The sequence below is a fragment of the Beutenbergia cavernae DSM 12333 genome (assembly GCF_000023105.1).
Taxonomy (GTDB): Bacteria; Actinomycetota; Actinomycetes; order Actinomycetales; family Beutenbergiaceae; genus Beutenbergia; species Beutenbergia cavernae.
The window spans coordinates 3,444,464-3,469,030 of record NC_012669.1; the positions used below are offsets into that span (position 1 = coordinate 3,444,464).

Consider the following 24,567-nt stretch of genomic DNA (forward strand, 5'->3'; position numbering starts at 1 on the left):
CGCCTCCCTCGCTCGTCGCCGATCCTGCCGCTCGCGCCGCCCACGGTAAGCGAGGGCGCCGGCCTCCGGCGCGCCGGACCCCCCGCCATCCCGACATCCGTCACCGACTCGTCATGTCTCCGCGCGCCCACCGGGCGGCCCCCGCCGCCAGGAGCAGCGATGCTGGGAGACGTGCGCATCCTCCTCACCGGCGGCCTCGGCTTCATCGGCTCGCCCACCCGGCGAGCCCTCGTCGCCGCGGGGCACGACATCGTCGTCCTCGATCGGGCCGACACGGCGGATCGGAAGGGCCGGACGGGCCGGACGGAGCCTGCCCCGCCACCGGTCCCGGACGGGGTCGAGGTGATCCGAGCGGACGTGCGCGACCTCCCCGCCGTCCGCGCCGCGACGACGCACGCCGACGCCGTCGTCCACCTCGCCGCCAAGGTCGGGCTCGGCGTGAGCCTCGCCGACCTCGACGACTACGTCTCCGTGAACGACCTCGGGACCGCCGTCGTGCTGCGGGCGGCCGCGGAGGCCGGTGTGGGCGACGTCGTGCTCGCCAGCTCGATGGTCGTCTACGGGGAGGGTCGGTACACGTGCACGAGCGACGGCGTCGTCGCGCCGCTTCCCCGCCGCGCCGCCGACCTGGAGGCGGGCGAGTTCGAGCCCCGGTGCCCGCACTGCGGCGGAACGCTCGAGCCGGGTCTCGTCACCGAGGACGCCGCGCTCGACCCCCGCAACGTGTACGCCGCGACCAAGGTGCACGACGAGCACCTCCTCGCCGTCTGGGCGCGCGAGACGGGTGCGCGGGCCACGGCGCTGCGCTTCCACAACGTGTACGGACCCGGCATGCCGGCCGACACCCCGTACGCCGGCGTCGCGTCGATCTTCGCGTCCGAGCTGGCCGCCGGGCGCCCGCCGCGGGTGACGGAGGACGGTGCCCAGCGGCGCGACTTCGTCCACGTGGACGACGTCGCGGACGCGGTCGTGGCCACGCTCTCTCGCCCCGGCACGCCCGGGACGCTCCGGGCCCTCAACGTCGGCTCCGGCCGGGTCACGACCGTCGGCGAGCTCGCCGCAGCGCTCGCGGACGCGCGCGGCGGTCCTCGCCCCGTCGTCACGGGCTCCTACCGGCTCGGCGACGTGCGGCACGTCGCCGCGTCCAGCGAGCGCGCGGCGCGGGAGCTCGGCTGGCGTGCGCGGATCGCCCTGGCCGACGGCGTGGCCGACCTCTGAGCCGAGGCGCGGGGAGCGCCGTCATCGTTTCGTCACGATTGGCGCGCGCGGCGCACCGGCGAGGACCCTAGCGTCAGGAACGTGCCAGCCGCGCCCCGCGTCGACGTGATCCTGCCGTGCCTGGACGAGGCGGCCGGGCTCGCGTGGCTCCTGCCGCGGCTCCCCGCCGACGCCCGCGCGATCGTCGTGGACAACGGCTCCACCGACGCCTCGTGCGTCGTCGCCCGAGCGCACGGAGCGCTCGTCGTGCACGAACTCCGCCGGGGGTACGGTGCCGCGCGCCACGCCGGGCTGCTCGCGGCGTCAGCCGACGTCGTGGCGTTCTGCGACGCCGACGGCTCCCTCGACCCGGCCGACCTCGCCCGCGTCACCCGGCCGGTGCTCGACGGCGAGGCGGACCTGGTCGTCGGACGGCGCATCCCCGCGCGAGGCGCGTGGCCGTGGCACCTGCGGCTCGCGAACCGCGAGCTCGCGCGGCGCGTCCGCCGTCGCACCGGCGTGCGGCTGCTCGACGTCGGGCCCCTGCGCGCCGCTCGCCGCGTGCCGTTCCTCGACCTGGGCCTGCAGGACCGGCGCTCCGGCTACCCCGTCGAGACGGTCGTGGCCGCCGCGGCAGCCGGGTGGCGGGTCCGCGAGGTGCCGGTGCGGTACCGCCCGCGGTCCGGCCGGTCGAAGGTGACCGGAACACCGCTCGGGGCATGGCGCGCCGTCCGGGACATGACCCGGATCCTGCGGACGCCGCCGGCGCGCGCCAGCGCAGGCGGCGCCGTCGAGCCCCCGCGCACGACGATCGTCCTCGCCAAGGCACCGGTCCCCGGCCGCGCGAAGACCCGCCTCATCGGCGCGTTCTCGCCCGACGACGCCGCTCAGCTCGCCGCCGCCGCCCTCGCCGACACGCTCGACGCCGTCCTGGCCTCCGGCGTCGAGCACTGCGTCCTCGTGCTCGACGGCGAGCCAGGTCCGTGGGTCCCGGCCGGCGTACGCGTGCTCCCGCAACGGCCCGGCGGCCTCGACCGCAGGATCGCCCACGCGTTCGACGACGTCCTGCGCACCTGCGCATCGCCCGCCCTCCTCGTCGGCATGGACACCCCTCAGCTCGGCACCGTCCTGCGCGACGTCGACTTCGCCGGTCACGACGCCGTGCTCGGCCTGGCGGCCGACGGCGGCTTCTGGGCCGTCGGCCTGCGCGAGGCCGACCCGGACCTGTTCCTCGGGGTCGAGATGTCGACGGAGCGCACGGGTGCCGAGCAGCTGGACCGGCTGCGCGCGGCGGGGTTGCGGGTCGCCCTGCTGCCCCCGCTGCGCGACGTCGACGTCCCCGACGACGCGACCGACGTCGCGCGGGCCGCTCCGGGCACCCGTTTCGCCCGGACGTGGCGGGCGCTGACGGGCACGGCGGATCACCGGGTGGGGCACTCGGACGACGAGGTCGAGGCAGGGCCGTGGACATCGCACCGGTGAGTGCCCTCGCCCTGTACGAGGAGGCCCTGCACGGCGCCACGGTGCACGCGGTCCACGCCGTTCACGCGGTGCGCGACCCCGGACCGCGGCTGCTGGACGTGCCCGCCTGGACCGGCGCCCTGACCGGTGCGGACGAGAGCCTGCTCGAGCGGTGCGAGGGGCCGGTCATCGACATCGGGTGCGGACCCGGGCGGCTCGCCGCCGCTCTCACCGGTCGCGGCGTCCCGTGCCTCGGGATCGACATCTCGCGCCGCGCGGTCGCCCGGGCCCGCGCGCGCGGCGCCTCGGCCCTGCTCCGGGCGGTCGAGCGGCGTCTCCCCGGCGAGGGCCGGTGGGGGACGGCGCTGCTCGCCGACGGCAACATCGGGATCGGCGGAGACCCGGAGGCGCTGCTGCGCCGGTGCGCCGACCTCGTGCGCCCGGCCGGCCTCGTGCTGGTCGAGGCTGACCCCGATCCGACGCTCGACGTGCGCGGGCCACTGGTGCTCGAGGCCGCGGACGGGCGCCGCAGCCACCCGGTCCCGTGGGCGCGCCTCGGCGCCACAGGGATCGGGTCCAGGGCCGGCGCCGCTGGCCTGCGCGTCGTGGAGGTGTGGACCCACGACGCGCGGACCTTCCTCAGTCTCGGCCGCGATCGGCAGCGCGCCGACGACGCCGGTCGGTGAGCCGGCCGACCAGCCAGCCGGCCGCCGTCGTCACGGCCACGACGGCGCAGGCGGCCGCGATCGCTGCCCAGGGATCGCGCGGGACGACGCTCGGGTCGCGGCGGCCGGCCGCCCCGGCGAGCACGGCCAGGCCGACCAGGGCCACGATCCCCCACCCGAGCAGTGCGCCACGCAGCGGGGAGCGCCATGCCACCGGCACGCGGGGCAGGAGCGCGAGACCGAGGACGATCGCGAGCGGCGCGAGGAGGACGTCGTGGACGGCGACGCCGCCCGCGAACCACAGCAGCGCCGAGGGCCACTGCCGTGTCGGGACCGTCGCGACGACGAGGTACGCACCCATGCCCATCAGGCCGACGCCGAGGACGCCCAGGGTGTAGCGCCAGGCGCTCACGGCGGCCGACGACTCGCTCACGCGTCGCCGCCGGAGCCGAGGACCTCGATCCGCGCCACCCACTTGGTCTGGCGGACGCCGGGCCGGTTCGGCGCGATGAGGCGGGCCGGAAACCCGTGGTCGAGGTGGAGGTCCTCGCCGTCGATGCGCAGCGCCAGCAGGGTGTCGGGATGCCAGACGTACTCCGGTGCGAGCTCCGACGCGCGGTACAGCCCGCTCTCCTGCAGGCTCTCGACGAGCACGGCGGCATCCTCAGGGGCGCCGACGAGGGCGACGAGGTCCCGCAGGCGGACGCCGCTCCAGGCGGCCGTCGCGCTCCAGCCCTCGACGCACGCGATCGGCAGCACCGCTTCGTGCCGCGGCATGGCCAGCAGCGCGTCGCGGTCCAGGCGGAGGACCCGGTCGGGCCCGACCAGCTCGAGCCGCCAGCCCGGCCCTACGGCCTCCGGGCCGATGCCCGCCCCGCGCGCCGTCTTGTTCACCGGCAGTCCCTGAGGGCCGATCCGGGGATCGCGGGGAGCGAGGACTGCCAGCGGGGCGAGCGGCCGAACCGTCTGTCCGAGCGTCAGTGCGCTCAGTCCCAGCACCCCGGCGCCGATGGCGGCCAGGAAACCGCGGCGTGCCGCTCCGGCGCGTTCAGCGGCGCCGTCGGCCGGCACGCTCGGCTCGGCGACGGCGGGGCTCGCCGTACGCGGCCCAGCCGTGTCTCCCGAGCGCGGCGCGTCGTCGTCGAGCCCGGCGCGGACCACCCGAAGGATGGTCGGCAGCTTCACCGCGACGTGCACGAGCATGCTGCCGACGAGCACCCACGCCACGGCGAAGTGCACCCGCCGGAACGAGAACTCCCACGGGTAGACCTGGAACGTGTTCAGCACGCCCGTGACGACCTGGAAGGACGCCGACGCGACGAGCAGCGCCACCGACGCCCGCTCCAGCGCGTGCGCGGGTCCCCGCACAGCCGGCCGGGCGAACAGCGCGGGATACGCGGCGTACAGCTTCCCCAGCAGGAGCGGGAGGCACACGAGCCCCGCGGCGACGTGCACCCCTTGCGTGACGCGGTAGACCCAGGCGAGGTGCGGGGAGAACGGGCCTTCGCCGAGCGGGAGCCACGGCACCGGATCCTGGGCGAGGTGCGAGAAGACCCCCGTGAGGAAGGCGAGGAGGACGGCGATCCCGAGCCACACCCCCACGCGCGCGACGACGCGCGGGTCGTGGATCGGCGAGGCGAAGGACTCCGGCACCGGTCGCAGAGACCGGGCGGTGTCCCGCACGGACGCGGCTCTACCTCCGGGCTCGCTCCCGTGGACGCCGTCGGACGTGCTCCTGGGCATGTCCCCCATCGTCAGCCGCGGACGACGGCGAACCCAGCGCGGGCGGTGACGATCCGGTGACGCCTCACCGCGGCCCAGCGGCGCCATGCCGGTCGCACTACGGTCAGCGGATGGAGTACGGCGCGCATCTGCCGCTGGTCGATCTCGACGACCGGGGCTGGACGCTGAGCGGCCTGACGTCGTACGCCCGAACAGCACAGCAGCTGGGCTTCCGTGCCCTGGTGGCCAACGACCACCTGGCCTTCCAGCGCCCGTGGCTCGACGGCCTCGTCGCGCTCGCGAGCGTGGTCGAGGCCAGCGGCGACCTGACGCTCGCCACCACCGTCGCACTCCCCGTCGTCCGTGGGCCGGCCGCGCTGTCGAAGGCCGCGGCGGCCCTCGACGTGCTGTCCGGCGGCAGGTTCGTGCTCGGGATGGGACCGGGATCCTCGGTGGCGGACCTCTCGCTCGCCGGGGTGGACATCGGGGAACGCTGGCCGCGGTTCGAGGAGGCGGTCCGCGCGGTGCGCGTCCATCTCGGCGCCCAGGGATGGCCCGAGCCCGATGGTCGGTTCTACCCCGGCGCGGAGGCCCTGTCACCCGGACCGATGCGCCCCGGCGGCCCACCGGTCTGGATCGGCAGCTGGGGCTCCCCGGCCGGCTTGCGACGCGTGGTCCGGCTGGGCGACGGCTGGCTCGCGTCCGCGTACAACACCACACCGCCGCAGGTGGCCGCCGGCCGCACCACCCTGTACGACGCACTCGCCGCCCAGCCGGGCCGGACGCTCACGTGCGCCGTCGCGACGATGTGGACGTGGGTGACGGAGGACGAGCGTGACCGGGCCGAGGTGCTCGCGCGGCTGTCGAGGCTGCTGAACCGCCCCGAGGAGGAGCTGGGCCCTCGCCTCCTCGTCGGATCGGTCGAGACCTGCGCCGAGCTGGCGAGGGCATACGCCGATGCGGGCGTCGACCTGCTCCTGGTGTGGCCGCTCGCCGACCACGAGCGGCAGCTGGAGCTCCTCATGCGGGAGGTCGTGCCACTCGTGCGGCCGGCCGGGGACGAGTGACCGCCCCTCACCACGGCGACAGCAGCACGGTCTCCAGGAGGAGGGCGGTTCCGCCCTGCGCGACGAGCCAGCCGCGGATCCGCGCCCGACCGGACCCGCCGCCGACCGCGCCGGCGCCGGCGCCGTCGCCACCGAGCGTCGCCGCCGCCGGAAGGACCCAGAACGCCAGCGGCAACCAGATGCGCTCCACCTCGCCGCGTTCGAAGCCCCCCAGCGCGCCGATCAGCGCGGCGACGACCGCCACAGCCACCAGCGCCCGCGCAGCTCTGGGCAGGCGCCGCCACCGCGCGAGGCCGCCCACCCCGGCCGGGCCCACGAGCACCGCGAGGAGCACGAGATCGACGACGAGGAAGTACCAGTAGGGGCGGCCCGTACCGGTGCCGGCGTTCCACTCCGCGTGGGTCGCGGCGACGCCGTCCCAGATCCAGAACCCTGCGGCACCCCATGCCAGCACGGCGACGAGCACCAGCGCGCCGGCCGCGAGCGTCGGCCCCCAGCGCCGCGTGACGAACGCGGGGACGAGCGCCAGGAGCCCCATGGGGAGCAGTCCGTAGGACAGGAACGGGCACAGCCCGAGCAGCATGCCCGCTCCCACCGTGGCGACGTTCCGCACCCACGGCGGCTCCGCCGTCGTCGCGATCGCCAGCAGCGCCACCCCCCAGGTGAGGACGGCCGCGAAGAAGGCGTCCGGCGACGTCGCGATCCACAGGGCCGCAGGCGCGAGCACCGCCGCCGGCAGGGCGCGCCGGGCGACCAGCTCCCCGTCGCGACCGCCCAGTCGGCGCAGCGTCACCGCGACGGCGACGACACAGCTGCTGCCCGCGAGCACGATCAGGGCGGCGGCGCACCACTCGCCGCCCAGCCCGATCCGGTCCATCGCCGCGAGGATCACCACGAGGCCGGGCGGGTGGCCGCGCACGTGCAGCGGGTACTCCGCGATCCGGTCGGTGAACGTGCGCACGAACGCGCCCAGGTCCTCGCGCGCGAGAGGCACCGCCGCCAGGTAGTCGTTCGCGTTCCGCAGGGGCTCGACGAGCGTCGTGAAGCGCTGCGTCCACGCGAGCACGACGCACCAGAGCAGGGACGTGCCCCAGCCGGCGAGCAGGAGCGCCGGCCATCGCAGCGTCAGCGAGACCCGGGGACCGAACGCCACCACCGCCGCCAGGATCGCCACGGCCACCGCCGTCGCCCAGCCCCACCGCACCGCCCACCATCCGGTGAACGGCTCCGCGCCGGTGAGTAGCGAGACGCCCGGAACGCCGTCGAGCTCCCGGCCCCACAGCCACAGCAGCCAGACCGCGAGCGCCAGCCCGCCGACGACGGCGAGCGGCTGCCACACGACACGGGCGCGCACCGGCGACGTCCTACTCCGGCCCGGGCGGGAGTGCTACCGGAACGGGCATCTACTCGACGGTGACGGACTTCGCGAGGTTGCGCGGCTGGTCGACGTCGAGGCCCTTCGCCCCGGCCAGTTCGCACGCGAAGATCTGCAGCGGCACGACCGTGACGAGCGGCGCGAGGAGCGTCGGCACCTGCGGCACCCGGAACACGACGTCGGCGTACGGCACGACCGCCTCGTCGCCGTCCTCCGCGATCACGAGCGTCCGTGCCCCGCGCGCGCGCACCTCCTGGATGTTCGACACGACCTTGGAGTGCAGCACGTCCCGCCCGCGCGGCGACGGGACGACGACGAACACCGGCTGCCCCTCCTCGACCAGCGCGATCGGCCCGTGCTTGAGCTCGCCCGCCGCGAACCCCTCCGCGTGGATGTACGCGAGCTCCTTGAGCTTGAGCGCCCCCTCGAGCGCCACCGGGTACCCGACGTGCCGGCCGAGGAACAGCACCGTCGGCTCGTCCTTCATCGCGACGGCGACGTCGCGGACCTCGTCCCACGCGTCCAGCACCCGCTGGATCCCGTCGGGCAGCTCGTGGAGCTGGGCGAGGATCTCCTTCAGCTCGTCCGGGAACTTGTTCCCGCGGATCTGCGCCAGGTACAGGCCGAGCACGTAGCACGCGGTGATCTGCGCGATGAACGCCTTCGTGGACGCCACGGCTACCTCGGGCCCGGCGTGCGTGTAGAGGACGGCGTCGGACTCGCGCGGGATCGTCGACCCGTGCGTGTTCACGATCGCGAGCACCGTCGCGCCCTGCTCCCGCGCGTGCCGCACGGCCATGATCGTGTCCATCGTCTCGCCGGACTGCGAGATCGCGACGACGAGCGTCCGCGAGTCCACGATCGGGTCGCGGTAGCGGAACTCGTGCGCGAGCTCGACCTCCACCGGGATCCGGCACCAGTGCTCGATCGCGTACTTCGCGACGTGCCCGGCGTACGCTGCCGTCCCGCACGCGACGACGACGATCTTGTCGACGGCGCGCAGCACGGCCTCGGAGATGCGCAGCTCGTCGAGCACGAGGGCGCCGGACGGATCGGTCCGCCCCAGCAGCGTGTCGGCGACGGCGTGCGGCTGCTCGTGGATCTCCTTCGCCATGAAGCTGGGGTACCCGCCCTTGACGGCGGCGCTCGCGTCCCAGTCGACGGTGAACTCGCGCGGCGTCACCGGCGCCCCCGCGGCGTCCGTCACGGTGACGCTCTCGGCGCTGATCGTGACGATCTCGTCCTGCCCGAGCTCGAGCGCCGTCGACGTGTGCGCGATGAACGCGGCGACGTCGCTGCCGAGGTAGTTCTCGCCGTCGCCCAGGCCGACGACGAGCGGCGAGTTCCGCCGGGCGCCCACCACGGTGCCGGGCTCGGAGGCGTGCACCGCCAGCAGGGTGAACGCTCCCTCCAGCCGTCCGACGACGGCACGCATCGCCTCGGTCAGCGATCCGTCGTAGGCGGCGGCGAGCAGGTGGGCGACGACCTCCGTGTCCGTCTCGGACGCGAACGCGGCGCCGTCGGCCTCGAGCTCGGTGCGCAGCGCCGCGAAGTTCTCGATGATGCCGTTGTGGATGACGGCGACGTCCCCCGCGAGGTGCGGGTGCGCGTTGACGTCGTTCGGGGCGCCGTGCGTGGCCCACCGGGTGTGCCCGATCGCGGCCGTCGCCGGCGGCAGGGGGTGCTCCGTGAGGTCGTCGAGCAGGTTGGTCAGCTTGCCCGCCCGCTTCGCGCTCGCGATCCCCTGCGGCGTCACGAGGGCGACGCCGGCCGAGTCGTACCCGCGGTACTCCAGGCGTCCGAGCCCACCGAGCACGACCTCGAGAGGGCGCTGCGACGGCGCCGCGGCGCCCACGTACCCGACGATTCCACACATGGCGCTCAGCGTAACCGCGCGGACCGCGATCCCCGGTCGAGGCCGGTGGCCGGCGTCACATGCCGTCGAACGCGGGCAGGTCCTCGGGCGGCTCGCCCCGCATGACCTCGTCGGCGTCCTCCCGCGTGATCCGGCCGAGCTCGATCAGCAGCTCGAGCGAGTCCCACCGCTTCTCTCGCGCGTGTGCCGACCGGCCGACGGCGTCGAGCGCGTTCGCGTGGTTCCACAGGTACAGCGCCGCGTAGGAGGAGATGCCGAGCCGCCGGAACTCCGCGACGCCCTCCTCGTACAGGGGCAGCGCCTGCTCCGAGCGGCCGGCGCGACGGTGGTTGACCGCGATCCCGACGAGGTGCTGCGCCCGGGTGAGGTCTCCGACCCGGTCGAGGTCGGCGGCGTACAGCGCGATCGCGTCCTCGTACCGCCCGAGCGCAGCCACTGTCTTCGCCATGTTCGCCCGGACCACCGGGACCGTGTGGTCGAAGCGCCCGGCGAGCGCCAGCGAGAGTCCTTCCTCCTGCGCCGACAGCGCCGCCTCGAGCCGACCGGCCTTGAGATGACTGGACCCGATCTGGTCCAGGGCGGCGACCGCGAGCTCGCCGTCGCCGAGCGTGCGAGCACCGGCGAGCGCCCGCTCCCCGTAGCCGAGAGTGACCTCCGGATCGGTGCCGACCGAGGCCGCGTCGAACAGCATGAGCACGTCCGCACGGGTCAGGGGCGGACGCGCGGACGTGAACGGCAGGAACAACCGATCGGCGACGGCGTACATCATCTTCGCCTTCAGCACGACCGTGAGCGGGGTGAGCAGGGCCGCGACGTCGGTCCGGTCGCCACCGTGCGCGAGCGCCGCATCCGCCACGGCCTCCACGTTCCCGATCTCCGAGCGCGCCCACCCGGCCGCGGCCGCGCCGTCGGCGAACTCCACGGCGAGCTCGCCCGCGGGGTCCACGGGCGGGACGAGGGAGAACCGGACCGCCCAGGTCCGGCGGTTCGTCGCTCGCGCGACCGACTGCGCCGATGCGAGGTAGTGGGCGTACAGACGGCGGACGGCGAGGCGCCGTTCCTCAGGCGCCAGACGTGCGTCCGCGTGCTCGCGGCCCACGAGGCGCACCAGGTCGTGCCAGCGGTACCGCTCCTCGGCGTCCACGTCGAGGAGTCGCGCGAGCGCGAGGTCGTCGAGCCGGCGTCGCGCGACGCCGAGCGGGAGGTCCGCGAGCCGCGCAGCCGCGGCCGGCGTCACCCACGTCAGACCGACGAGACCGAGGAGCGCGAAGAGGCGGCGGCCGTCGTCGTCCAGCGCCTCCAGCCCGACGGCGAGGCTCGACCGGACGGCGACCTCGTCCAGGGCCAGCTCGTCGAGCCGGGCCTGCGAGTCGTCGAGCCGGTCCGCGAACACGCCGAGCCGGCGGGCCGGCGTGGCGGCCAGGCGCGCGCCGGCGATCCGCACCGCGAGCGGCAGGTGGGCGCACGCGGCGACGATCCGCGCCGCGGCCTCGGGCTCCGCGCCGACGCGCTCCGGTCCGACGAGCCCCGCGAGCACCTCGAGGGCGTCGGCAGGGCTGAGGACGTCGAGGTGGCGACGCGCATCGGACCGGCCGAGCCCACCGAGCACCGGACGCGAGGTGACGACGACGGCGGAACCTCCCGCCGGGACGAGCTGACGGACCTGGGTGGCGGAGGCGGCGTCGTCGAGCACCACGAGCACCCGGGTGGCGGCCGTCCGGGTCCGGTACTCCGCGACCGTCCGGTCCAGGTCGGACGACGTGGCGCCCCCGAGCGCCGCGACGAACCGCTCTAGCACGACCGCCGGGTCGCGGGGAGCGACGCCGGGCGTCGCGCCGCGGAGGTTGACGTACAGGACACCTCCGTCGAACTCCTCGGCGACGGCGTGCGCCACCTCGATCGCGAGCGCCGACTTCCCGACGCCGCCCGGTCCGTCGACCGTCACGACGCCGCCGCGACGCACGCACGCCACGAGCTCCGCGACGTCGCCGTCGCGACCCGCGAACGCCGGGTCGCGCGGCGGCAGCTCCGCCGGCCGGGCGACGTCGCGGTGACGCACCGCGGCCGGGGGCGCCGACAGCGCGGCGTCCTCCGTGAGGATCGCGTGCTCCAGGTCCCGAATCGTCGCACCCGGCTCGACGCCCAGCTCCTCGACGAGCAGGGCACGCGTGGTCCGGTAGGTCTCGAGCGCGTCGGCGGTCCGGCCGGCGCGATAGAGCGCGAGCATGAGCTGCGCCGCGAGCCCCTCGTGCAGCGGGTGCTCCGCCACGGCGGCGACCAGGTCACCGACCAGGTCACCGGAGCGGCCGGCGTCGAGCGCCGCCGAGAATCGCGCCGTGACGCCGTCGAGATAGGTCTCCCGCAGACGCGCGGCCCCGAGCGCGAGCGTCGGCGAGTCCGCCGCCCACGGCGTGTACGGCTCTCCGCGCCACAGCCGCAGGGCCTCGCCGAGCGACGCCTCGCGTGCCCGGGCGTCCTGCGCCGACCCCCGGCCGCGCAGCACCGCCTCGAACGCCTCGGCGTCGACCTCGGCGGTCTCGGCGCGGAGCCGGTACCCGCCCGGCTCCAGCAGCACGCGGTCGGGGCCGAGCCGCCGGCGCAGCCGGTGCACGAGGACCTGGAGCGCAGCACGCGTGCCGGTCCCGTCCGGCCAGATCTCCCCGAGCAGCCGCTCGAAGCCGGCGGGATGCGGCCGCGCGTCCACCAGCAGCGCGAGCAGCACCTGCGAACGACCGGGCGGCAGGCGCACCGCGGCGCCGTCGTCGCCGCGCACCTCGACCGGACCGAGGACGCCGAACCACACCTCAGGCCTCCGATCCTGCCGGGCCGCTGCGCGGCCGACGCCGGCGCGTGGCCCGGTCAGATCTGGCGGAAGACATCGAGCTCCTCGGGTTCGTCCGGCGGGTCGTCCGCGAGGATCCGGTCGGCCTCCTCGGCGGTGATCCGTCCGACGCCGACGACGAGGTCGAGGGAGCGCCGTCGAAGCTCCTGAGCCTCGTCGAGGCGCCCGAGCCGCTTCACGGCTGACGCGTGGTGCCAGGTGTAGATGGCGACGAGCAGGGTGTGCCCGGAGCGAGTGAGCTGCTCGATCGCGTCGGAGTAGAGCGGGAGCGCCGCCTCGGGCCGCCCCACGGCCAGATGGCTCCCCGCGAGGCGCCCGAGATGATGGGCACGCAGCCGTCCCTCGAGACCCTCCAGCTGACTCTCGAGGAGCGTGACCGCCTCCTCGTGCCGGCCGAGGTGCCCGAGCGACTTCGCGAGGTTCGGCATGACCGTGCGCCGGGCGTGCTCGAGGCCCGCTCCCGTGGCGATGTCGACGGCCTCGCGGTACCGCTCGAGGGCGTCGGTGTGCCTGCCGTCCCGGGTGAGCCCGATCGCCAGGACGTTGAGGCAGTGCGCGACCATCTCGTCGTCGCCCAGCGCCCGCGCCGCGGCCAGCGGCCGCTCGGCGGCCCGAGCCATGGCACCCGGTGCCTCACGCATGACGGCGGAGTCCAGCAGCATGAGCACGTCGGCCCTCGTCCGCGCGTCGGGCGCCTCGACGAAGGGGACGTAGAGCTCCGCCGCCGAGGCTCCCATCCCCTGACTGCGGATCGCCGCGAAGAGCGGAGCCAGGAGCGCCGCGACGTCGCTCCGGTCGTGGGTGGCGGCGAGCGTCGCCTGCGCGACGGCGGCGACTGTCGCGATCTCGCCGGTTACCCAGTGGGCGGCGGCGATGCCGTCGGCGACGGTCACCGGCAGGTCGGCCTGGGGATCGGTCTCCTCACCGAGGGCGAGCCGCACCTCCCAGACGTCGGGGTCCATCGCCAGTGCCACGGCTCGCGCAGACGCGAGGTAGTGCCGGTACAGGCGGAGGACGGCCGCGCGGCGCTGCTCGTCGTCGAGGGCCGCCGTCGCCCGTTCGCCGGCGACGAGGCGCACCAGGTCGTGCATGGCGAACGTCTCGTCCCCGAGCTCCACGAGCATGCGCGCCCGCGCGAGGTCGTCCAACCGGCGGCGGGCCACGCCGAGCGGCAGGTCCGCGAGGCGCGCGACCGCGGCGGCCGTCACGCTCGGCAACGGGACGACGCCGAGATACGCGAACAGCGTGGCCGCCTCCCCGGAGACCGCCGACAGACCGAGCTCGAGGGACGAGCGCACCGCGAGGTCGTCGGCCGCCAGCTCGTCCAGCCGCGCCCGCGAGTCACCGAGCCGCTCGGCCGTCGCGGCGAGGCGCCGACGCGGCGCACCGAGCAGCTGGGCGCCGACGATCCGGATCGCCAGTGGCAACCGCCCGCAGGCCGCGACGATCTTGGCCGCGGCCTCGGGCTCGGCCCCGACCCGGTCGTCCTCGAGGATCTGCGCCAGCATGCGGACGCCCACCTCCTCGTCGACGACGTCCAGGTGCACGCGGGCGGAAGCGGTGAAGCCCGTGAGCACGGGACGCGACGTCACCACCGCCGCGGACCCGTCGCCGGGCAGGAGCGGCTGCACCTGCGCGGGCGAGGCGGCGTCGTCGAGCACGACGAGCACCCCCGCGCCGGTGGTCCTGGTACGGAGCTCGGCGGCGGCGTCGTCGACGTCCCCGGTGCCCGCCGTCGTGACGCCCAACGCGTGCAGGAACCGCTCCAGCACCACCGCCGGGTCGCGCGCGGTCACGCCGGGTGTGGCGCCGCGCAGGTTCGCGTAGAGGACCCCGCCCGGAAACTCCTCGGCGACGGCGTGTGCGGCGTGCAGCGCGAGCGCGGACTTCCCGACTCCGCCGGGTCCGTCGATCGCGACCACGCGCCCGCCGTTCGTCAGCGCCCGGGTGAGGACCGCGACGTCGTCGTCGCGACCGACGAACGCCGGGTCCGACGGCGGCAGCTGCGCCGGGCGGACCGGCGCATCCGGACGCGCGAACGGCGCCGGCGGGGCCGAGAGCACCGGGTCCTCGACCAGGATCGCCTGCTCCAGGTCCCGCAGCTCCGTCCCCGGCTCCAACCCCAGCTCCTCCACCAGCACGCCGCGCGCCGTCCGGTAGGCGTCCAGCGCGTCGGCGGTGCGCCCCGACCGGTACAGCGCCAGCATCAGCTGCGCGTGGAACCTCTCCCGCAACGGGTGCGCCGCCACCACCTCACGCAGCTCCCCCACGAGCTCCGCAGACCGGCCGAGCGCCAGCGACGCCGAGAACCGCGCCTCCTCGGCGTCCAGCCGATGACCCTCGAGCCGGACCGCCTCCGTCGCGAGCGTCTCGCTCTCCAGGCCGATCCCGTCGTAGGCCGACCCGCGCCACAGCGCAAGTGCCCCCTCCAGCGTGGCGATCGCCCGCGCCGGATCGAGGTCGACGTCGGACCACGCGGCCTGCACCGCCTCCACGAACACGACGGCGTCCACGTCCCCGGGGTCCGCGACCAACCGGTACCCGCTCACGTCGAGGACGAGGCGGTCCTCCCCGATCCGACGCCGCAACCGGTGGACGATCACCTGGAGCGCCGAACGCGACCCGTCACCCCCCGGCCACAGATCCTCCACCAGCGCGTCCACCGGGACCGGCCGCGGCACCGCCGCCACCAGACGCGCCAGGAGCAGCCGCTGCCGACCCGCCGGGACCGGCACCAGCCCGCCGCCCCCGTCGTCGTCGTCGATGACGCCCAGCTCGCCGAGCACCTCGTACCGCACGCTCACAGCCTCTCGAACCAGTCGAGGTCCTCGGGCGGGTCGCCCGCCATGACCTCCTGCGCCTCGTCGTCCGTCATCACCCCGAGCTCCACGGCTGTGCGCAGGACGTCCCACCGCTTCGCGGTCTCCTCCTCGTGGCGACCGAGCTCCTTCAGGGCGACGGCGTGGTTCCACTCGTACAGCGCTGCCTGGAGCACGTACCCCGCCTCGCGGAGCGCCGGCACGGACTGCGCGAAGATCTCCGCCGCTCGATCCGGCCTGCCCGCGAGCTGGTGCGAGGTCGCGATGTTGACGAGATGGTTCGCGCGGCTCGCCTCGTCGAGCGTCGAGAGGTCCAGCTCGAGGACGGCGATGGCCTCGTCGTAGCGGTGCAGGTCCATCAGGACGACGGCGCTGTTCACGCGCACGGTCGGGACGTGCGTCAGGTCCCCGTCCTCGATCAGGACGGCGAGCGCCGTCTCGAGCTGTGCCAGGGCCTCGTCGAGCCGCTGGAGCCGCCAGAGAGCGAGTCCTTGCTGGTTCAGGGCGTTCGCGACGAGCTGCGGCTCGCCCACCGCGCGCGCGATCGCCTCGGCACGGACCGAGTACTCGTACTTTCGCGCGTGGTCCATCCCGCTCGCCGCGTCGACGAGCACGATCGCGTCGGCGGCGCTCGGCTCGGCCCCCTCCTCGAGGAACGGCTCGTAGAGCGGCGCCGCCTCGCCGTCGAGCGCCTGGTTCCGGATCGTCAGGTGCAGGGGAGCCACCAGCGCGGCCCGGCGGATCCGCCCGGCGGGCACCTGATGGAGCGCCTCCGACAGCGCGAGGAACGTCCGCAGCTCGGCACGGACCCACTCGTCGGCTGCCGCACGATCCGTGAACGTCACGGCGAGCGCCTCGCCGGCGTCGATCGGCGGGCCGATCTCCTCGCGGGCGCTCCACAGCGAGGTCCCGCCGGCCCGCGCCGCGTTCCGGGCGGAGGCGACGGCGTGCTCGGTCAGCCGAACCACCGCTGCCTCCCGCTCACGGGCGGTCAGGCGTGCGCCACGTTCGACGGCCACGAGGCGCACGAGGTCGTGCATCGTGTACCGCTCGTCCTCGTCGACGGCGAGCAGCTGGGCGGCGGCCAGGTCGTCCAGCCGGCGCCGCGTCACACCGAGCGGGAGGTCCGCCAGCCGCGCCGCGGCCGCGGCCGTCGCGTGCGGCAGCGAGACGACACCCAGGTGCGCGAACACGTGCTCCGCCTCGTCGCCGGCGACGTCGAGGCCCACCTCGAGCGAGGACCGCACCGCGAGGTCGTCGGCCTCGAGCTCGTCCAGCCGGGCACGTGAGTCCGCCAGCCGGTCGAGCATGGTGGACAGGGAGCGCCGGGGCGCGGCAGACCACCGCGCGCCGACCACTCGGATGGCGAGCGGGAGGTACCCGCACGCCCGGAGGATCCCGTCGGCCGCGTCCGGCTCCGCCGCCACCCGCTGGCGTCCCACGAACCGCGTGAGCATCGCGAGCGCCGAACCCTCGCCGAGGACGTCGATGTGCAGCGCGTCCGGCGTGAGGTTCGCGAGCACGGAACGCGACGTGACCAGGGCCGCCGAACCCGCACCAGGCAGCAGCGGACGCACCTGCGCTGCCGATGCGGCGTCGTCGAGCACCACGAGCACGGGCCGGGCGCCCGTCGCGGAGCGGAACTGCGACGCCAGCTCCTCGAGGCCGCGGCCATCGGCATCGCTGCCGAGCGAGCGCAGGAACCGCTCCAGCACGACCGCGGGGTCGTGCGGGGCCGTCCCCGGCGTCGCCCCGTGCAGGTTCACGTACAGCACCCCGCCGTCGTACCGGTCGGCGGCGTCGTGGGCGACCTCGAGCGCCAGCGCGGACTTGCCCACGCCCCCCGGGCCGTCGATCGCGACGACGCCGGCACCGCCGGCGAGCGCGGCGACCAGCTGCGCACGTTCGGTCTCCCGCCCGACGAACGCCGGGTCCCGCGGCGGGATCTGGACCGGGCGCGCCGGCGCCCCGCGCCCGGCCAGCGGCGGGGGCACGGCCGCGAGCACCGGGTCCTCGACCAGGATCGCGTGCTCGAGGTCCCGCAGCTCGGGACCCGGCTCGATCCCCAGCTCCTCCACGAGCGTGGCCCGCGCCGCGCGGTAGGCGTCCAGCGCCTCCGCCGTCCGCCCCGACCGGTACAGCGCGAGCATGAGGTGCCCGTGCAGCCGTTCCCGCAGCGGCGCCTCGGCCACAGCTGTCCGCAGATCGCCCACCAGGTCACTCGAACGACCCAGCGCCAGCGCCGCCGCGAACCGCGCCTCGACGGCCTCCGCGTGCAGCTCCTCCAGCCGCGACGTCGCGACGGCGAGGACCTCGTTGCCGCCGCCGAGTCCGGAGAACGGCGTCCCGCGCCAGCGCCCGAGCGCGTCCTCCAGGCGCGCCAGGGCGCCCTCCGGGTCGTGCCCGAGCAGCTCCCGGGCCGCGCACACCTCGGTCTCGAACACCGCCGCGTCGACGTCCTCCGCGGCCACCACGAGCCGGTACCCCGCGGGTTCCAGCACGAGCCGCTCGGCGCCGAGACGTTTGCGCAGCCGGTGCACGAGCACCTGCAGCGCCGCCCGAGAGCCGCTTCCCTCCGACCAGACCTCCGCCACGAGCCGGTCGGCGCTCACCGCTCGGGGGAACGCCTCGACCAGGAGCGAGAGCGCGAGCGCCACCCGACCGGAGGGCAGCACCGACGCAGCGTCGTCGACGACGACGAGCGGCCCCAGCACCCCGACCCTCACGCGCGATTCCCCACCCCGATGCCGCCTCGACGCGGCGGCTCCTGGCGCACGAGGCTATCGGGGTGGGCCACACTATTCGGCGTGGCACTGCCCAAGGACGCCTCCGTCGAGTCCGTACCGTCGTCCACGACGCCGTTCGTGGAGCTGGACCGCGCGGCCTGGAGCCGCCTGTCGGCGTCGACCCCCCTGCCCCTCACGGACGACGACGTCGCCCGGTTGCGCGGCCTGGGCGACCCGATCGACCTCGCGGAGGTGGACACCGTCTACCGTCCGCTGTCCCGCCTGCTCACGCTGTACGTGGACGCCGTCGGCAGCCTCCACCACGCCACGTCGACGTTCCTCGGCGAGCGCACCCACCGCACCCCGTTCGTCATCGGCGTGGCGGGATCCGTCGCCGTCGGGAAGTCGACGGCGTCACGCGTCCTCGCGGAGATGCTGCGCCGCTGGCCGGGCACCCCCCGCGTCGAGCTCGTCACGACCGACGGGTTCCTCTACCCGAACGCCGAGCTCGCCCGCCGCGGGCTGATGAACCGGAAGGGCTTCCCCGAGTCGTACGACCGGCGCGCGCTGCTCCGCTTCCTCGCCGAGGTCAAGAGCGGGGCCGACGTCGTCGAGGCGCCCGTGTACGACCACCTCACGTACGACATCGTGCCGGAGGGCCGCGTTCGGGTGCAGCGCCCCGACGTCCTCATCGTCGAGGGTCTCAACGTGCTGGCACCCGCGCGGACGACGGCGCAGGGCCGCCGCAGCGTGGCCGTGTCCGACTACTTCGACTTCTCGATCTACGTCGACGCCCGCACGTCGGACATCCGCCGCTGGTACGTCGACCGCTTCCTCCGGCTCCGGGAGACCGCGTTCGCCCAGCCGCAGTCCTACTTCCACCGCTATGCGGGGCTCGACGACGCCGAGGCGCGCGCGACGGCGCAGCGCATCTGGGCGGAGATCAACGAACCGAACCTGCGCCAGAACATCCTGCCGACGCGCGGCCGCGCCACGCTCGTCATGACGAAGTCCGCGGACCACCGCCTGCACCGGGTGCTGCTGCGCAAGCTCTGAGGAGCCCGGGCGGCCGAGGGGTCAGCTCATCCCGAAGGCGTCCTCGGCCCCCGACGGATCGGCCAGGGCGGACTCGCCGGCGGCCGGTGTCAGCAGGCCCAGCTCGACGGCGAGGCCGACCGCCTCGGCGCGCGTCTGACGTGCCTCCTCGGTGCGCCCGGCGTCGCCGAGCACCGCGGCGTCGTGCCACAGGCACCGCGCCGTCATGTGCAGGTCGCCGGAGTCCCGCAGCTCCCGCGCGGCCTCGCGGAACTGCTCGTGCGCCTCGTCGAGGCGTCCGCTGCCCGCGCGCAGCATCGCGAGGTTGCACCTCGTGATGGCGCGGGGCATCCCGGTGGACGAGGCGATGTTCGCCTCGGCCACCGCCGCCGCCTCGTCGAGCCTCCCGAGGCCGGTCAGCGCGTCGACGAGGTTGGTGCGCGGATAGGCCGCCGCCGTGTCGTGCCCCGCCGTGGTCAGGATCTCGATGCTCTCCGCGAACGCCTCGGCCGCACGGTCGAACCTGCCGGTGCGGTTGCCGCGGATCCCCCGGACGTTGAGCGCGGTCGCCAGCGCCCTGGCGTCACCGCCGGAGCGCAGCACCTCCAACGCCGCGTCGAGGCGGTCGTCGTTCGCGGGGTCGTGCTGCCGCACGACCACCGAGTCCGCCCACACCAGCGCCTCGGCGGGCGACGTCGGCGCGTCCCGCTCGAGGACGGGCGCGTACATGCGTGCCGCCGGCCCGTGCAGCGCCTGAGCGTCGAAGATCCGGACGAGGGGTGCGAGCATCGCCGCCACGAGCTCCGGGCCGTCGGGCAGGCGCGCGACGCCGTCGACGACCGCCTGGAGGTTCGCGATCTCGGTCCGGACCCACGCGAGTGCGGCCTGCGCGTCGGCGAACTCGACGGCCAGCACGGCGCGCGGCTCGACCGAGGGGCCGACACGCATCCGGAAGTCCGGCAGGTCCGGCGTGAATGCGTGGCTCGCGGCACGCACGGACGCCAGGTAGTGCTCGTACCCGCGGCGCACGAGCGCCGCCCGCTCGTCGTCGTCGAACTCCACGCCGGCACGCTCGGACGCGAAGAAGCGCACGAGCTCGTGCATCGTCACCGACTCGTCGGCACCGGTCACGAGCAGCCGCGCCTCGGCGAGGTCGTCGAGGCGCCGGCGGGCCACGGCCAGCGGGACGTCGGCGAGCCGCGCGGCGGCGACCGGGCTCACCGACGGCATGTCGAGGACGCCGAGCGCCGCGAGCATCCGCGGAGCGAGGGGGTCGAGCCCGCGCAGACCGACGGCGATGCTCGCCCGGACGGCGAGGTCGCCATGGCGCAGCTCGTCGAGCCGGTGGCGCTCGTCGCCGAGGCGGTCCGCGAGCACCGCGAGCCGGCGGTGCGGCGCCGCGGCCAGGCGTGCGCCGGCGATCCGCAGCGCGAGCGGAAGTCGCCCGCAGGCGTCGACGATCCGTCGCGCCGCCGCCTCCTCCGCCCGCACCCGGTCCTCGCCTGCCGCGCGAGCGAGCATCTCGAGGGCCTCGACGTCCGACAGCTCGTCGAGGTGCACGAGCAGGGAGATGGGCAGGCCGAGGACCGGGCGTGACGTGACGATCGCCGCCGACGGTGCGCTCGGGAGCAGGGGGCGCACCTGGGCCAGCGACGCGGCGTCGTCCAGCACCACCAGCACCGGGCTGAGCGCCGTGCGCGTGCGGAGCTCCGCCGCCGCCTCCTCCGGGTCCGACGGCGCGCGCGGCAGGCCGAGCGCGCGCAGGAAGCGTTCCAGCACCTCCTCCACCCCGCGCGGCTCGCCGTCCGGCATCGCCCCACGCAGGTCCACGTACAGCTGCCCGCCGGGGAAGGCGTCGGCGACGGCGTTCGCGACCTCCAGCGCGAGCGCCGACTTCCCGGCACCGCCCGGGCCGGCGACGGCTACGAGCGAGGAGCCGGACCGCAGCTCCCGGGCGAGCAGGTCCACCTCCTCGGGGCGGCCCGTGAACGCGGGGTCGGGACCCGGCAGCTGCGCCGGGCGGACCGGGCGTTCCGGCCCGGTGAGGGGCGCGGGCGGCGCGGCGAGCACGGGATCCTCGAGCAGGATCGCCCGCTCGAGGTCCTTGAGCAGCGGCCCGGGCTCGAGGCCGAGCTCGCCGACCAGCTCACCGCGAGCCGCCCGGTAGGCGTCGAGGGCCGCCGCAGTGCGCCCCGCGCGGTACAGCGCGAGCATGAGGTGGGCGTGGAGGCGCTCCCGCAGCGGGTGCGCCGCGACGGCGTCCCGGAGGTCCGGCACGAGCTCCCCGGCCATCCCCGCCGTCAGCGCGGCCTCGAACCTCGCCTCGAGGGCGTCGACGTGGAGCTCCGACAGCCGGGCGGACTCCGCGGCCAGCTCCGGCGAGGCCGCGGCCAGCTCGCCGAACGGTTCACCCCGCCACAGCCGCAGGGCCGCGTCGAGCTCGGCGAGCGCCTCCCTCGGGGCGACGTCGACCCGGTCCCGGGCGTGCCCGGCCCGCAGCGCGAAGTCCTCCGCCACGAGCTCGGCGGCGCCGAGCCGGTAGCTCTGGCCGACCGACTCCACCGCTCCCTCGCCCAGCCGGCGCCGCACACGGTGGACCAGCACCTGCAGAGCGCCCCGCGTCCCGCCGCCGTCGTCCCAGAGCGCTTCGAGGAGGCGGTCCGCGGACACCGGGTCGGGGGCTGCCACCGCGAGGAGGGCGACGAGCTGCACGCTGCGGCCGGCGGGCAGGGCGACGTCCTCGCCGTCCTGGGTGACGACGAGCGGACCCAGCACATCGACTCGCACTCTTCCCGCAGCCCCCGGCTCGGGCCGGACTCCCCGACCCGCCAGGGTAGCGCGGCAGGGAAGCGCCGCAAGGGGCCGGTTTCGGGTCAGTCCGTGGGTTCCGTGGACCTCGTCGCCGGGACCGGGGCGGCGTCGCCCTCCACGGCCCCGCCTTCAGTGGCGTCACCCTCGGGGGCCTCACCCTCGGCGGGCTTGTCCTCGGTGCGTCCGGAGCGCCGGGACAGGATCGAGTCGACGAGCGTCCCGATGAGGACGCCGCCGACGATGCCGACGACGACGCCCAGCAGCGGGTAGTCGTGGAAGAACCGGCCTGCCGCCAGGCCGATGACCGTGGAGTACACCGCCCAGGTGATCGCCGCCAGGGCGTCGAAGGCGACGAAGCGGCGCAGCGGGAAGCCGACGGCGCCCGCCGTCATGTTGACCGCGACCCTCCCGACCGGGATGTAGCGCGCCGAGAGGATGAACGTGCCGCCACGCCGGGCGAGCTGGCGCTCCGCCCAGGCGAGCGTCGCCTTGCCCTTCCCGGACGAGAACAGGCGCATCGTCCGTACCGGCACACGGCGGCCGATGGAGAAGGCGATGAGGTCGCCGGTCATCGCCCCGGCCGCGGCGACGGGGATGATCGCGAGGATCGGGACGCCGTCGCCCGCCACGGCCAGTGCCGCGAGCGCGATGACGACCGACTCGCTGGGGATCGGCGGGAAGAACCCGTCGATCACGCAGAACGCGAACAGAGCGAGCAGCACCCATGGGGACTCCGCCATGCCGATGACGGCGTCCTGGATCGTGCTGAGGATGTCCACGCGGTGCTCCGGTCTGGTTCTGGACGATCGGGGGACTTCGGTTCGCGCGCCCCCGCTGACGTCTCCCCCATCATCGCCTGCCACCACCGGTGTGGCGCGTCATCCTCAGGTCGGAGCCGACGGTCCGCACTCCCTAGGGAACGCCCCTGGTCCGCCGCGCGTTCCCGACGGCTACGCCCGAGGGGTCGGCTCAGCGCCCTCGAGCGGGAAGCCCAGTACCGTTGCCGCGCCGCGCGGGACGGCCTCGCTCGCCCACCGGGGCGCGTGCGCGTCCGAGGCCAGCGACCGTGGCGCCGCGGCGTCGAGGTACAGCTCTCCCGCGAGGTGGTCGACCTCGTGCTGGACGATCCGCGCCGGCCAGCCTGCGAGCTCCTCGGCGACGGCGTTCCCCGCCTCGTCGGCGGCGAGCAGCCGCACGCGCCGCCATCGCGCCCGTACGGCCACATAGCCGGGCACCGAGAGGCAGCCCTCGTAGAACGACACGCGTTCCGGTCCCGCGGGCGTGTACGTCGGGTTGACGAGCACACGGAACGCGACGGGCACGCGTTCGCGCGCGGCCGCCGTCGCGTCGTCGTCGACGCCTGGGTCCTCGATCACGGCGATCGCGAGCGGCAGCCCGATCTGAGGGGCGGCGAGGCCCACACCCGGTGCGGTGCGCATCGTGACTCGCATCGCCTCGAGGAGCCGGTGGAACCGCTCGGCCCCGAGCTCCCCGCCGTAGCGCGCGGCGGGCGCCCGCAGCACCGGCGCGCCGGCGCTCACGATCGGCAGCACGCCGTCCGGGTGCGCCTCGAGAAGGGCGTCGACGGCAGGGACCAGGTTCACGCGGCGCTCAGAGCGACAGCCGGGTGCGGACCACGTCCGCCAGGGAGGTGGCGACCGACTCGGCCCGCTCGGGCGTGTCGGCCTCCACCATCACGCGCACCAGGGCCTCCGTGCCGGAGGGGCGCAGGAGGACTCGACCCGCGTCGCCGAGGCCGGCCTCCGCGCGCGCGACGGCGTCGGACACCACCTCGTCCGACAGCGCCCGGGAACGGTCGACCCCGGTGACGTTGAGCAGCACCTGGGGCAGCCGGCGCACCGGCGCGGCGAGCTCGGCGAGCGACGCGCCGGTCGTCGCGACCCGCGCCGCGACCTGCAGCGCCGTGAGCAGACCGTCGCCGGTGGTCGCGAACTGCGACATGATGATGTGGCCGGACTGCTCGCCACCGAGCGACGCTCCCGACCGGCGCATCTCCTCGAGCACGTACCTGTCCCCGACCGGGGTCTGGACCGTGCGGATCCCCGCCTCGCGCATCGCGATGAGCAGCCCGAGGTTGCTCATCACCGTGACGACCAACGTGTCGTCGGCGAGGGTGCCCGCATCGCGGAGCGCCACGCCGAGCAGGCCCATCACCTGGTCGCCGTCCACCAGCGCGCCGCTCGCGTCCACGGCGAGGCACCGGTCGGCGTCCCCGTCGAGCGCCACGCCGAGGTGGGCCTCCGAGGCGACGACCGCCGCCTGCAGCTGCTCCGGGTGGGTGGACCCGCACTTCTCGTTGATGTTGCGGCCGTCCGGCGAGGCGTTGATGACGACGACGTCGGCGCCCGCCTCGCGCAGCACCACCGGGCCGACCTCGCTCGCCGCGCCGTTCGCGCAGTCGATGACGATGCGCAGGCCCGACAGGTCGGCGTCGATCGTCGACAGCAGGTGCGCGACGTAGTCGTGGCCGCCGAAGCCGGGGTCGATGCTGATGCGTCCGACGTCGGCCCCCGTGGGCCGATCCCACTGCTGCTCGAGCAGCGCGGTGATGGCGTCCTCGACGTCGTCGCCGAGCTTCTGCCCACCGTGGCCCAGGAACTTGATGCCGTTGTCGGCCATCGGGTTGTGCGATGCCGAGATCACCACGCCGATCTCGGCGTCCTGCGCACCGGTCAGGTAGGCGACGGCCGGCGTCGGGAGCACCCCGAGGTTGGTGACGTCGACCCCGGCGCTCGCGAGGCCGGCGGCGACGGCGGCCGACAGGAACTCACCGGACGCCCTCGGGTCGCGCCCGATCAGCGCACGAGGGCGTCGGTGGAGGTCGGCGCGGGCAGCGGCACCGGTGCCGAGCACCCGCGCCGCCGCCACCCCGAGGTCGAGGGCAAGCTCGGCGGTGACGTCGGCGTTCGCGAGCCCGCGGACACCATCGGTGCCGAAGAGCCTGCCCATC

At 75.4% G+C, this 24,567-nt stretch carries 16 protein-coding genes; 5 read left to right on the forward strand and 11 right to left on the reverse strand.

From position 1 onward, the window contains the following. The first annotated feature begins 159 nt into the window (after positions 1–159). The 3 genes from BCAV_RS15560 (at position 160) to BCAV_RS15570 (ending at position 3,344) form a co-directional block, all read left to right on the forward strand. Positions 160–1,218 (forward strand): NAD-dependent epimerase/dehydratase family protein, encoded by a 1,059-nt coding sequence (locus tag BCAV_RS15560; protein ID WP_015883573.1) that lies wholly within the window; start codon positions 160–162, stop codon positions 1,216–1,218. Between the two features lie 81 nt (positions 1,219–1,299). Continuing rightward, positions 1,300–2,679, forward strand: coding sequence for a glycosyltransferase family 2 protein (locus tag BCAV_RS23590; RefSeq protein ID WP_015883574.1), 1,380 nt, complete (start codon positions 1,300–1,302; stop codon positions 2,677–2,679). Next, on the forward strand, positions 2,661–3,344 hold the full coding sequence (locus tag BCAV_RS15570) for a methyltransferase domain-containing protein (RefSeq protein WP_015883575.1): 684 nt from the start codon (positions 2,661–2,663) through the stop codon (positions 3,342–3,344). The genes BCAV_RS23590 and BCAV_RS15570 overlap by 19 nt, the downstream gene beginning before the upstream one ends. Here BCAV_RS15570 and BCAV_RS15575 read toward each other — a convergent pair. Beyond that, on the reverse strand, positions 3,298–3,756 hold the full coding sequence (locus BCAV_RS15575; protein WP_015883576.1) for a hypothetical protein: 459 nt from the start codon (positions 3,754–3,756) through the stop codon (positions 3,298–3,300). The genes BCAV_RS15570 and BCAV_RS15575 overlap by 47 nt on opposite strands. Continuing rightward, a complete protein-coding gene (locus BCAV_RS15580; RefSeq protein WP_083770060.1) occupies positions 3,753–5,066 on the reverse strand; it encodes a molybdopterin-dependent oxidoreductase in 1,314 nt (437 codons plus the stop codon). The genes BCAV_RS15575 and BCAV_RS15580 overlap by 4 nt, the downstream gene beginning before the upstream one ends. Before the next feature lie 110 nt (positions 5,067–5,176). Here BCAV_RS15580 and BCAV_RS15585 point away from each other — a divergent pair, with 110 nt between their 5' ends. Beyond that, positions 5,177–6,112 carry an LLM class flavin-dependent oxidoreductase gene (locus tag BCAV_RS15585; protein ID WP_015883578.1) on the forward strand — a complete coding sequence of 312 codons (936 nt, stop codon included), beginning with the start codon at positions 5,177–5,179 and terminating at the stop codon, positions 6,110–6,112. Positions 6,113–6,119: 7 nt separating this feature from the next. Here the strand turns inward: BCAV_RS15585 and BCAV_RS15590 are convergent, their stop codons facing one another. The 5 genes from BCAV_RS15590 to BCAV_RS15610 are packed head-to-tail and all read right to left on the reverse strand — an operon-like array spanning position 6,120 to position 17,750. Next, entirely contained in the window at positions 6,120–7,466 is a 1,347-nt protein-coding gene (locus BCAV_RS15590; RefSeq protein WP_015883579.1) for a hypothetical protein, read from the reverse strand. A 49-nt stretch (positions 7,467–7,515) separates the two neighbouring features. After that, complete coding sequence (gene glmS, locus BCAV_RS15595) at positions 7,516–9,363, reverse strand: glutamine--fructose-6-phosphate transaminase (isomerizing) (protein ID WP_015883580.1); 1,848 nt, start codon at positions 9,361–9,363, stop codon at positions 7,516–7,518. A 55-nt stretch (positions 9,364–9,418) separates the two neighbouring features. Further along, positions 9,419–12,166: an AfsR/SARP family transcriptional regulator gene (locus BCAV_RS15600; protein WP_015883581.1), complete on the reverse strand. Its 2,748-nt coding sequence runs from the start codon at positions 12,164–12,166 to the stop codon at positions 9,419–9,421. A 56-nt stretch (positions 12,167–12,222) separates the two neighbouring features. Beyond that, positions 12,223–15,003, reverse strand: coding sequence for an AfsR/SARP family transcriptional regulator (locus tag BCAV_RS15605; RefSeq protein WP_015883582.1), 2,781 nt, complete (start codon positions 15,001–15,003; stop codon positions 12,223–12,225). 2 nt (positions 15,004–15,005) lie between these two features. Continuing rightward, positions 15,006–17,750, reverse strand: coding sequence for an AfsR/SARP family transcriptional regulator (locus BCAV_RS15610; protein WP_050761752.1), 2,745 nt, complete (start codon positions 17,748–17,750; stop codon positions 15,006–15,008). 18 nt (positions 17,751–17,768) lie between these two features. Here BCAV_RS15610 and coaA point away from each other — a divergent pair, with 18 nt between their 5' ends. Then, positions 17,769–18,806 (forward strand): type I pantothenate kinase, encoded by a 1,038-nt coding sequence (coaA, locus tag BCAV_RS15615; protein ID WP_015883584.1) that lies wholly within the window; start codon positions 17,769–17,771, stop codon positions 18,804–18,806. Between the two features lie 21 nt (positions 18,807–18,827). Here coaA and BCAV_RS21735 read toward each other — a convergent pair whose 3' ends face one another. From BCAV_RS21735 to glmM, 4 genes are all read right to left on the reverse strand, one after another. Beyond that, on the reverse strand, positions 18,828–21,560 hold the full coding sequence (locus BCAV_RS21735) for an AfsR/SARP family transcriptional regulator (RefSeq protein ID WP_015883585.1): 2,733 nt from the start codon (positions 21,558–21,560) through the stop codon (positions 18,828–18,830). 98 nt (positions 21,561–21,658) lie between these two features. After that, positions 21,659–22,375, reverse strand: a complete 717-nt coding sequence (locus BCAV_RS15625; protein WP_015883586.1) for a DedA family protein — start codon at positions 22,373–22,375, stop codon at positions 21,659–21,661. Between the two features lie 171 nt (positions 22,376–22,546). After that, positions 22,547–23,200 (reverse strand): peptide deformylase, encoded by a 654-nt coding sequence (locus BCAV_RS15630; RefSeq protein ID WP_015883587.1) that lies wholly within the window; start codon positions 23,198–23,200, stop codon positions 22,547–22,549. A 7-nt stretch (positions 23,201–23,207) separates the two neighbouring features. Beyond that, positions 23,208–24,566: a phosphoglucosamine mutase gene (glmM, locus tag BCAV_RS15635; RefSeq protein ID WP_015883588.1), complete on the reverse strand. Its 1,359-nt coding sequence runs from the start codon at positions 24,564–24,566 to the stop codon at positions 23,208–23,210. Position 24,567 lies beyond the last annotated feature (1 nt).

Excerpts from the sequence above, each read along its gene's own strand:
- BCAV_RS15585 (WP_015883578.1), top strand. The coding sequence starts at position 5,177 with ATGGAGTACGGCGCGCATCTGCCGCTGGTCGATCTCGACGACCGGGGC.
- glmM (WP_015883588.1), bottom strand. The coding sequence starts at position 24,566 with ATGGGCAGGCTCTTCGGCACCGATGGTGTCCGCGGGCTCGCGAACGCC.
- glmS (WP_015883580.1), bottom strand. The coding sequence starts at position 9,363 with ATGTGTGGAATCGTCGGGTACGTGGGCGCCGCGGCGCCGTCGCAGCGC.
- coaA (WP_015883584.1), top strand. The coding sequence starts at position 17,769 with ATGCCGCCTCGACGCGGCGGCTCCTGGCGCACGAGGCTATCGGGGTGG.
- BCAV_RS15580 (WP_083770060.1), bottom strand. The coding sequence starts at position 5,066 with ATGCCCAGGAGCACGTCCGACGGCGTCCACGGGAGCGAGCCCGGAGGT.
- BCAV_RS15560 (WP_015883573.1), top strand. The coding sequence starts at position 160 with ATGCTGGGAGACGTGCGCATCCTCCTCACCGGCGGCCTCGGCTTCATC.